At 40.5% G+C, this 2,640-nt stretch carries 4 protein-coding genes; all 4 read right to left on the bottom strand.

The window, feature by feature from the left end; genetic code table 11:
* Positions 1–226 (bottom strand): FAD-dependent oxidoreductase (locus WA010_RS03225; protein ID WP_422555737.1); only part of this gene is annotated, 226 nt, incomplete at its 3' end.
* Complete coding sequence (locus WA010_RS03220; RefSeq protein ID WP_422555736.1) at positions 223–828, bottom strand: TetR/AcrR family transcriptional regulator; 606 nt, start codon at positions 826–828, stop codon at positions 223–225. The genes WA010_RS03220 and WA010_RS03225, both read right to left, overlap by 4 nt.
* Positions 825–1,382 (bottom strand): redoxin domain-containing protein, encoded by a 558-nt coding sequence (locus WA010_RS03215; RefSeq protein WP_422555735.1) that lies wholly within the window; start codon positions 1,380–1,382, stop codon positions 825–827. Before WA010_RS03215 ends, WA010_RS03220 begins: the two co-directional genes overlap by 4 nt.
* On the bottom strand, positions 1,379–2,389 hold the full coding sequence (locus WA010_RS03210) for an NAD-dependent epimerase/dehydratase family protein (protein WP_422555734.1): 1,011 nt from the start codon (positions 2,387–2,389) through the stop codon (positions 1,379–1,381). Before WA010_RS03210 ends, WA010_RS03215 begins: the two co-directional genes overlap by 4 nt.
* Positions 2,390–2,640 lie beyond the last annotated feature (251 nt).

Genomic DNA, 2,640 nt, shown 5'->3' with positions numbered 1-2,640 from the left:
GCATGATTTCATCCAACGATTGAGCATACTCCATCAACGGCTCTTCCAAATCGCATTCACGGAAGATTTTGAGTACATTTGCCCCTAATAAAATCCCTGCACCATCAGATCGGAGTGCATCGGCTTTTTCGATAAGGATAGGAGTAAACCCTATATGTTCTAGTCGATTTTTACACATCAGCCCCGCTACTCCGCCTCCGACAATGAGGATTCTTTCAGTTTTCATTGTTTGTAACCTAAAATTTTGAGTGTTTGCAACAACAGCGCCATGTTTTCTTCATACAGTTTACTATTTTGTTTCACTTTCATCAGAGTTAATGTCCCCTCAATCGATGCAACAATGAATTGCGCCATAGCGTAAGGTTCAAAAGAGGTTTCCATTATCCCTCCGTTTTGAGCTTTTTTCAGATTTTCGGCAATTAGTGTAATCCAACGATCTAAGATTGATTCGAGGAGAATTTTAAAATCCTCATCCAACGCACTCATCTCCTGAATCATCTGATTAAGAGGACATCCGTGTTTAAACTCAAACAGACATTTTCCCATAATCGTCGCACTCGGCAGAGCCGCAAATATCGCTTCGAGTGCGTGAATCGGGTTATTATATCGATTAAAACTACCACCCCAAAAATGGTCAATAAACCCTTCACCGACGATGCGCATCGATTCCAACGCCAGCTCTTTTTTGGAGCTGAAATAGTGATACATCCCCCCTTTGGACGTACCGGCTTTTTTAAGTAAATCGTTAAGATTGCTCGCATTGTATCCCTCGTGATAAAGCGATTCGAACATCGTTTGAATCAAAATGTCTCTCATATTTTCTTTCATGGCTCAATTATATCATTTCGCACTGTTTTCTCAATTATCTCGTAAGCTATATGATCGCCGATGTCTATGCCGTAGTACGCTATCTCTATTTTTCCCATTGGATTTATCAAAAAATCGGCAGGAAGCCGCTGTATCTCATTTTCGATACTGCCGGGAAAAAATCCGCGTAGAAAAATCGATTTGAGTATTTGGTGCGGTCTGATAAAAAAAGCTTTAATCAGCCCCAACCATGATGTCTCTACATGGTACAGTTTATAGATATCTAAACTCGGATCACCGATAATAGGATAGTTCAATGGCTGCTTTCCAACGTATTCGGCGAGTTTATCGTCAGGTGATTGAAATACCGCTATCATCTCTAATCCAAGAGTTTGAAAATAATCCCTTTTTTGTATCGATTCGTGCACTCTCAGATTGCAAAACGGGCAGGACGCATACCGATAAAAACTGAGTAAAAGGTATCTGCCTCGATAGAGATCAAGATTGATATCATCGCCTTGGAAACTTCTCGCTTTAAACCATGGAGCACTGTTCCCCTCTTTCAATCGGCTCATCGGTGTTCCTTCGCCATTTTCATCGGTTGTTTCTGTAATTTATGAATCTCGTTAATCTGCCTTCGCACGGCATCTTTCCAAGAGATTTGCGGAATATAATCTAAAAGTTTTTCTGCTTTTGTATTGTCGGTATTTGTATTTTTGAGCAAATGAACGATTGAACGTGTGACCAGCGGATCGAACGGCATCAGCGGATTAAGTATCTCCATAAAATGACCAAAGAGGTGTGCAATGGGAAACGAAACGCTAAAATGGGGATACGGATAACCAAATTCATTATGAATAAATTCTAACACCTCTTTGACGGTCGGGATTTCTGCACCCAATACGTTGATTCCCTCGTACGGATGCGGCATGGTCGGTGCAAATGCAGCTTTGGCAAACGCTTGTGCAATCTCCTCGCCTGATGTCAGCGGCATTGGTGTTCTTCCACCTTCGAGTAGAGGAACAAGATAGGTTTTTAAGCGCGGTAATAGTATCGGCAAAAGTCCCAGTCCGTAATGTTCACCGACAAAAAGACCGCATCGCAGATTAATCACTTCAAAATCTTTAGTAGCTTTTTGGCGTAAATATTCCTCAATCTCAATGACATTATTGAGATGCGGCCAAAAATTTACTTTATTCCCTTTCGAGTTTGCGTCGTTCGCGACATTTGCATTTGCCGCACTGGTCGTAGAGAGGTTAATAAAGCGTTTAACACCTGATGCTAGCACCGTATCGATAAGGGCAATAGTCGGCTCAAAAAACAATTTTTTAGACTCTTTTTCATGTCCATACAATGCCGTCCACGAAAATGCATTAATGACAATATCGGCGTCACGAAAAAGATTTGATAGATAGAATCGATCTCGGATATCTCCTGAAATAATTGTCTCATCCTTCAATTTTGGATGTATATGTACGGCGTTTCGACATCCCAATATCAGCTCACATTCTTCGTTTTTGAGCCTCAGAGCGACATGCGTACCGACAAATCCGGTAGCACCAAGTACAACAATACGTTTCATAACAACCTCCCACCATCAAACAGACCAAATAGTCTGATTTTAAGAATAATACCACAGACTGTTTGGTCTGTCAAGTTTATTATGTGTTAAATTCTAAAATAGGGACGACTCACCATCGATGAAGATTCCCATGGTATGGCTACAATGATAAGAATAAATGCTATCGTATACCAAATAGCAATCGTTCGAAATTTTAATCTATCACTATTTTGACGTTTGGAAATCATAGAGCCAAGAGTGATAATTAAAAT

This window comes from Sulfuricurvum sp. (genome assembly GCF_049305995.1).
Lineage (GTDB): Bacteria > Campylobacterota > Campylobacteria > Campylobacterales > Sulfurimonadaceae > Sulfuricurvum.
Note: the sequence above shows the minus strand (reverse complement) of the source record. Positions and strands in the feature narration are given on the sequence as shown.

Bases quoted from the DNA above. Each gene is read 5' to 3' on its own strand.
- WA010_RS03210 (WP_422555734.1), bottom strand. From the start codon at position 2,389: ATGAAACGTATTGTTGTACTTGGTGCTACCGGATTTGTCGGTACGCAT.
- WA010_RS03220 (WP_422555736.1), bottom strand. From the start codon at position 828: ATGAAAGAAAATATGAGAGACATTTTGATTCAAACGATGTTCGAATCG.
- WA010_RS03215 (WP_422555735.1), bottom strand. From the start codon at position 1,382: ATGAGCCGATTGAAAGAGGGGAACAGTGCTCCATGGTTTAAAGCGAGA.